Origin of the sequence: Arsenicicoccus cauae (assembly GCF_009707125.1) — a bacterium.
Lineage (GTDB): Bacteria > Actinomycetota > Actinomycetes > Actinomycetales > Dermatophilaceae > Arsenicicoccus > Arsenicicoccus cauae.
The window spans coordinates 1-249 of sequence record NZ_WLVL01000030.1 but is presented as its reverse complement, the minus strand read 5'-3'; the positions used below and the strand labels follow the sequence as shown (position 1 = coordinate 249).

The 249-nt window shown below is 65.1% G+C and carries 1 protein-coding gene; it reads left to right on the top strand.

All coding sequences use genetic code 11. The annotated features are described in order from the left end of the window. A partial coding sequence (locus GGG17_RS08675) for a transposase (protein ID WP_195849178.1) occupies positions 1 to 249 on the top strand: 249 nt, incomplete at both ends.

Sequence of the window (249 nt, the reverse complement as noted above, 5' to 3'; positions counted from 1 at the left end):
GTCAAGAAGCGGCAGCGGCGCCTGTCCGACCTGGACGAGCTAGTCCTGTCCCTGTACGCCAAGGGTCTGACCACCGGGGAGATCTCCGCGCACCTGGCCGAGGTGTACGGCGCGTCGGTGTCCAAGGACGTGATCTCGCGGATCACCGACCGGGTGATCGAGGAGATGCAGTCCTGGTGGGCCAGACCCCTGGAGAAGGTCTACGCCGCGATCTTCATCGACGCGATCATGGTCAAGGTCCGCGACGGT